Genomic DNA, 6268 nt, shown 5'->3' on the forward strand with positions numbered 1-6268 from the left:
GGATAGGAATTCGCTATGCGTCCCCTGCGGGGGCGGCGAGCGTCTGACAGCATGTCAGCGTGGCAAGCGAAACCTTCAACAGCGAGGCGCGGTTGTCGTGGGTGCTGGCAGTGCTGGCCGGTGTGGTGGGCGCGATCTCCTTCACCCACTCCGCGGGCTACTTCGTGGTTTTCATCACCGGTAACGCCCAACGCGCCGTGCTCGGTTACTTCACGGGGCAAGGGTGGCTGGCCGCAAGTGCCGGGTTCCTGATTGCGGCGTTCGTCGCGGGCGTGGTCGTTGCGTCGCTGTGCCGGCGATTCTTCTGGGTGGACCATCCGCACGGCCCGACGGTGCTGACCACCTTCAGTTTGGCGGCCGCCACCGTTGTCGACGTCCTCGATGAGGGCTGGGAGGAGAACCTCGTCGATTTCTTGCCGATGATGCTGCTGGCGTTTGGCACCGGGGCGTTGAACACCTCTTTTGTCAAAGATGGCGAGGTCTCGGTGCCGTTGAGCTATGTGACCGGCACGACCGTCAAGATGGGCCAGGGCATCGAGCGCCACATCGCTGGTGGTGGAAACATCACGGACTGGCTCGGTTACTTCCTGCTGTTGGCCAGCTTTGTCGTGGGCGCGGCGGTGGGCGGCTTCATCAGTGTCGTCGTCAACGGGACCTGGATGCTGGTGATGGCCACGTCCCTATGTGCGGTAACGACCGGGTACACCTACTTTCACCAGGACCGGCGCGCTCTGTTGATGCAACGGTCCGAAAAAAAGCATCGGCAGTAGCGCTGACCGGTGCGCTACTGCCGATGCTGCTCGGGGGTCAGGCGGCTGGCTGTGCTGGCTGAGCCGGTTGCGCCGGCTGGGCCGTGGTGTTGCTGGCCAGCAGGACCTGCTGGATGTCGGGCTTCATCGCGACCAACTGCTGGTTCCAGTAGGGCCACGAGTGGGTGCCGTTGGCCGGGAAGTTGAACGTCCCGTTGCGTCCGCCGGCGGCCACGTAGCTGTTCTGGAACTGCTGGTTGGTGCGCAGCGTCAGGCCTTCCAGGAACTTGGCCGGCATGTTGTCGCCGCCCAGGTCGCTCGGGGTCCCGTTGCCGCAGTAGACCCAGATCCTCGTGTTGTTGGCGACCAGTCGCGGAATCTGGACCATCGGGTCGTTGCGCTTCCACGCCGGGTCGGTGGACGGACCCCACATGCTGTTGGCGTTGTAACCGCCCGAGTCGTTCATCGCCAGCCCGATCAGCGTGGGCCACCAACCCTCGGACGGGTTGAGGAAGCCCGAAAGCGAAGCGGCGTAGGGGAACTGCTGCGGGTAGTAGGCGGCCAGGATCAGGGCGGAGCCGCCGGACATCGACAGGCCCACCGCGGCGTTACCGGCCGGGGAGATCTGCTTGTTGGCCTGCAGCCACAGCGGCATCTCCTGAGTCAGGAACGTCTCCCACTTGTACGTGTAGTTCTGACCGTTGCCCGACGACGGCTGGTACCAGTTGCTGTAGAAGCTGGACTGGCCGCCGACCGGCATCACCACCGACAGGCCGGACTGGTAGAACTCCTCGAAGGCCGGGGTGTTGATGTCCCAGCCGTTGTAGTCGTCCTGGGCGCGCAAGCCGTCGAGCAAGTAGACCGCGTGGGGTCCGCCGCCCTCGAACTGGACCTTGATGTTGCGGCCCATCGACGGTGACGGTACCTCCAGGTATTCCACCGGCAGGCCCGGCTTCGAGAACGCCCCCGCGGTAGCCGAGCCGCCGACGGCAGTGACGAGGCCGGACATCAGGGCAGCCCCCACAGCCGCGACCGCCAGTTGGCGCGGCATGGCCGCCGCGGCGCCACGCAACTTCCGCAACTCTCCGAAGAACTTCATAGCTCTCTACCCATCCCAACTTTCGTTTGCCGCGTGCCGCGGTCGAATCCCTTCGCTGGGCAGTGAAACACGTGGGGACGGGGCGAATCGCCTGTCACGGCCGCAGCTTCGGATCGCGGTTGGCTAACGATTGGGAGTCGGCCGGGAATCGTTGCGGTACGGTCACGATTGGTTATCGGAACCATGCACCGCACTTCCCAGCCGGGGGCGCATCGGGTAACGCCGCTAGGCGACGAGGCGACGCAATAGCGTTGACGCCGCGGCGATTCCAAGCACGGCCGCCACCACCAGCACGATGACGTCCATCGGGTTGAAGGGCGTGCCGATGAGCAGGCCGCGCAACGCGTCGACCTCGTAGCTGAGCGGGTTGACCCGGCTCAGCACGTGCAGCCACGCCGGCATCACGTCGACCGGGTACAACGCGTTGGAGGCGAAGAACAACGGCATGGTGATGGCCTGGCCTATTCCCATCAGGCGATCGCGGTTACGCACCAGGCCGGCCAGCGTCATCGACAGGCACGCGAAGAATGCGGCGCCCAACATGACGACCGCCATGGCCGCCACGATTCGCAGCGGATTGACCGTTAGGCCGACATTCATCAGGTACGCCAACGCCATCACGCCGACCACCTGGGCGACCGAACGCACGCCGGCCGCGAACGCCTTGCCGGTGATCAACGCCGACGCGGGCGCGGGCGTCACCATCAGCTTGGCCAGGACACCGGCATCGCGATCCCAAATGATCTGTATCCCATAGAAAATCGAGATGAACAGCGCGGACTGGGCGATGATCCCCGGCGCCAGGAAGGCCAGGTAGGACACCGACCCGGTATGGATGACGTGCAGGTGGCTGAACGTGGTCCCAAAGATCAGCAGCCACAACGCCGGCTGCACCATTCGCGTGACGAGTTCGGTCCTGTCGTGCTGCAACTTCTGCATCTCGACGATTGCGAACGCGCCAATCCGGCTGACCACGGCGCCCACGCGTTGCCATCCGCGCGGCGCGCGGACCAGGGCACCTGGCATGGCGCTATCAACCGACACGGCGCGCAACCTTTCTGGCGGAACGGATTTCACGGAACGAGCCGTCGGACTCGCTGGACTCCCCGTCCGCCAAGTCCGATGCCGCGTAATGGCGGAAGACGTCCTCGAGGGTCGCCTGCGGCGACACCGTCGACTTCAACTTGGCGGGTGTGCCGACCGCCCGCAGCTCACCGCGGTGCATCAGGGCGACCCGGTCGCACAACGCGTCGGCCTCCTCCATGTAGTGGGTGGTCAGCAGCACGGTCATCCCGAACTGCGCCTGCATCTTCTGCACCTGCGTCCAGACGCCGTCGCGCGCGATCGGATCCAGCCCGACGGTCGGCTCGTCGAGAACCAGCAGTGACGGGCGGTTGACGAGCGCCTGCGCCACCTCGAGGCGGCGCACCATCCCGCCGGAGTAGGCCGCCGCCAACCGGTCGGCCACGTCGAGCAGATCCATCGCGGCCAGCGCCTGCTCGGCGCGGTCCGAACGCTCCGCCCGGGGCACGCCGTAGAGCCGCGCGAACCACTCGACGTTCTGCCGGCCCGTCAACGCGGGCTCGATCGAGAGTTGTTGCGGCACATAGCCGATATTGCTGCGGATGTCGGTGGTTTGGCGGCGGGCGTCGAGCCCGAAGATCCGCAATTCACCCTGCTGCACCGGCGCCAGCGTGGTGAGCATTCGGACCATCGTCGTCTTCCCGGCGCCGTTCGGGCCGAGCAGGCCCATTGTCTCGCCGGTCCGCACCTGCAATGAAACGTCGTTGACGGCGGTGAACTGGCCATACCGGTAGGTCAGGTGCCGGCCGTCGACCGCCATCGGCAATGAACCGCTCATCGTCGCTCCCCCAATGTCTGGGTCATCATCTCGATGACCTCCAATCCTTTTGTCAAAGACTCGATCTGGTCGTCGTCGAGTTCGGCGAGCACCTCGGCCAGCACCGCCCGCCGCGCGGCCCGAGACGCGTCGACGATGTCCTGGGCCGGTTCGGCCAGGTGTAGCCGCCCGACCCGCCGGTCCGGGTCGCCGACGGTCCGGACCAGCAGTCCCCCGGAGACCAATTTCGAGACCAGGGTCGACGCCGTGTTGGGTGCCAGCCCGAGCTCGGCGGCGGCCGCGTTGACCGAGATGCCCGGCTGCCGGGCGACCAGCCACAACAGCTCGGACTGCGACTCGGTCAGCGCCGACGAGTCGAATCCGCGGCCGGCCGAGCGCCGCAGCTGCCGGCGGAACCTGCCGACGACGCGAAACACGTCGGTGACCACATCCGTCGTTGCCGGCACCTTTTCCATAATACCTCTGTAGGCGAGCTATTTATGTGGGGAAGCTGTGCAGAAGGTATGTACCCGTTACTTAGGGAGGCGATGCAGGATCACGTCGATCAGGGCCCCGTCGTCGACGTGGGCGGTCATGTAGGTGCAGTGGGGCTGCCGGCGGCGATCCGTCGGTGAGCCGGGATTGAGCAGGCGCAACCCGGTGTCGGTGCAGCTGTCCCAGGGGATGTGGCTGTGCCCGAACACCAGGACCTGGCTCTCGGGATACAGCCGCGACATCCGGGCTTCCCGGCCGGCCGCCGCGCCGGTCTCATGCACCACCGTGAACCGCACATCCGCCAGCGTGGCGTCCGCTCGCTCGGGCAGCCGCGCCCGCAATTCGGGACCGTCGTTGTTTCCCCAGCACGCCACCAGCCGGGCCGACCTGCGTTCGAGTTCGTCGAGCAGTTCGGGCGCCACCCAGTCGCCGGCGTGCACGACGACGTCGGCCGCATCCACCTCGTCCCATACCCGCGCGGGTAGGTCGCGGGCCCGTTTCGGGACGTGGGTGTCGGAAATCAGCAGCAGCCTCACAACCCCATCTTGCACCAGCGCGTTCTATCCGGCCGTCGACGCGATGGCCTTGGCGGGGCGCGAGGTGGGCGCATCGGCCTGCTCACCCAGGAGAAGGGAGCGAACCAGGCGGCGCGGCCCGAAGGGCCGGAGCATGGAGCTGGCCGGGCGCGGCCGCACGCGAATCGGCCACCAGAACCACCGCCCCAGCAGCGCCGCGATCGACGGAGTCATCAGCGACCGCACGATCAACGTGTCGAACAGCAGGCCGAGGCCGATCGTGCTGCCGGCCTGTCCGATCGAGCGCAGATCGCTGGCGACCATCGACATCATCGTGAAGGCGAAGACCAAACCGGCCGAGGTGACAACGCCACCGGTCTCGCCCATCGAGCGGATGATGCCGGTCCTCAGCCCTGCGCCGATCTCCTCCTGGAAGCGCGACACCAGCAACAGGTTGTAATCGGAACCAACGGCGAGCAGGATGATCAAGCCGAATACCGGTGCGATCCAGTTCAATTCGAGACCGAAGAGGTGTTGCCACACCAACACCGAGAGCCCGAAGGCGGCGCCGAGCGACAGCAGGACCGTGCCGACGATCACCAGCGATGCGACCAGCGCACGCGTGATGATCAGCATGACGACGAAGATCAGGGTGAGCGCCGCCAGTCCCACGATCAGCAGGTCGTAATGCGAGCCCGACTGGATGTCGCGATAGATGGCCGCCGTCCCGGCCAGATCGAACTTTGCGGCGGTGAGGTTCGTCCCCTTCACGGCGTGATGCGCGGCGGCCAACTCCGGCATCACCGCCGAGATGCCCGCCGGCGTCGCCGGGTCCGCGTCGTGGGTGATGATGAAGCGTGCCGCCTTGCCGTCCGGTGACAGGAAAAGCTTGAGACCGCGCTGAAAATCGGGATTCTGGAACGCTTCCGGCGGCAGGTAGAAGTAGTCCCCGCTCCGGGAGGCGTCGAAAGCCTGACCCATCGCGCTCGCCGTGTCGGTCATCTGCGCCATCTGTGTGATCAGGCCGGAGAAGCTGCTGTGCATCGTGAGCAGGGTCCCCTGCATCGATTTGGCGACGGCGATGATGGGTGGGAACTGGGCGAGCATCTGCGGGAATATGGCGTCGACGTTGCTGACGTCTTTGATCAGCGTCTTCATGTCCTCGCTGAACTTGTCCACACCGTCGATCGCCTCGAACACCGACCGCGACGCCCAACACACGGGGATGGTGAAACAGTGCGGCTCCCAATATAAATAGCTGCGGAACGGCCGCGCGAAATCATCGAAGTCGGCTAGGTGGTCGCGCATCTCGTCGAGGGTGGCCTGCATTTCGCGCATATCGCCGACCATCTGATGGGTCGCGCCGCTCATCTGCCCGACAAGGGCCTGCATCCGTTGCATCGAGGCGATCATCGCGCCCAGGTCGTCGCTCATCTTGAGCATGTCGTCCGTGCGGTCCTTCATGAAACGCAGGTTCTGTTGGATCGGAATGGCCTGGGCGCTGATCTGGAACGGTATGGACGTGTGCTCGATCGGACCGCCCAGCGGCCTGGTGATGCTCTGCACCATC

The 6268-nt window shown here is 65.7% G+C and carries 7 protein-coding genes; 1 reads left to right on the forward strand and 6 read right to left on the reverse strand.

The window, feature by feature from the left end:
• The first annotated feature begins 59 nt into the window (after nucleotides 1-59).
• The gene (locus tag A5681_RS24455; RefSeq protein WP_067281935.1) at nucleotides 60-770 is read left to right on the forward strand and encodes a YoaK family protein; all 711 of its coding nucleotides are present in this window, start codon (nucleotides 60-62) and stop codon (nucleotides 768-770) included.
• Nucleotides 771-807: 37 nt separating this feature from the next.
• Here the strand turns inward: A5681_RS24455 and ag85C are convergent, their stop codons facing one another.
• From ag85C to A5681_RS24485, 6 genes are all read right to left on the reverse strand, one after another.
• Nucleotides 808-1848: a diacylglycerol acyltransferase/mycolyltransferase Ag85C gene (ag85C, locus tag A5681_RS24460; RefSeq protein ID WP_067281938.1), complete on the reverse strand. Its 1041-nt coding sequence runs from the start codon at nucleotides 1846-1848 to the stop codon at nucleotides 808-810.
• A 225-nt stretch (nucleotides 1849-2073) separates the two neighbouring features.
• On the reverse strand, nucleotides 2074-2892 hold the full coding sequence (locus A5681_RS24465; RefSeq protein ID WP_067281965.1) for an ABC transporter permease: 819 nt from the start codon (nucleotides 2890-2892) through the stop codon (nucleotides 2074-2076).
• On the reverse strand, nucleotides 2882-3709 hold the full coding sequence (locus tag A5681_RS24470; protein ID WP_067281942.1) for an ATP-binding cassette domain-containing protein: 828 nt from the start codon (nucleotides 3707-3709) through the stop codon (nucleotides 2882-2884). Before A5681_RS24470 ends, A5681_RS24465 begins: the two co-directional genes overlap by 11 nt.
• Entirely contained in the window at nucleotides 3706-4164 is a 459-nt protein-coding gene (locus tag A5681_RS24475; RefSeq protein WP_067281947.1) for a MarR family winged helix-turn-helix transcriptional regulator, read from the reverse strand. The genes A5681_RS24470 and A5681_RS24475 overlap by 4 nt, the downstream gene beginning before the upstream one ends.
• Before the next feature lie 57 nt (nucleotides 4165-4221).
• Nucleotides 4222-4719: a metallophosphoesterase family protein gene (locus tag A5681_RS24480; protein ID WP_067281951.1), complete on the reverse strand. Its 498-nt coding sequence runs from the start codon at nucleotides 4717-4719 to the stop codon at nucleotides 4222-4224.
• A 24-nt stretch (nucleotides 4720-4743) separates the two neighbouring features.
• Nucleotides 4744-6268: MMPL family transporter (locus tag A5681_RS24485; RefSeq protein WP_156738138.1), on the reverse strand; the 1525-nt coding region annotated here is incomplete at its 5' end.

The organism is Mycobacterium scrofulaceum, assembly GCF_001667885.1.
GTDB lineage: Bacteria > Actinomycetota > Actinomycetes > Mycobacteriales > Mycobacteriaceae > Mycobacterium > Mycobacterium scrofulaceum_C.

Bases quoted from the DNA above. Each gene is read 5' to 3' on its own strand.
- ag85C (WP_067281938.1), bottom strand. From the start codon at position 1,848: ATGAAGTTCTTCGGAGAGTTGCGGAAGTTGCGTGGCGCCGCGGCGGCC.
- A5681_RS24470 (WP_067281942.1), bottom strand. From the start codon at position 3,709: ATGAGCGGTTCATTGCCGATGGCGGTCGACGGCCGGCACCTGACCTAC.
- A5681_RS24475 (WP_067281947.1), bottom strand. From the start codon at position 4,164: ATGGAAAAGGTGCCGGCAACGACGGATGTGGTCACCGACGTGTTTCGC.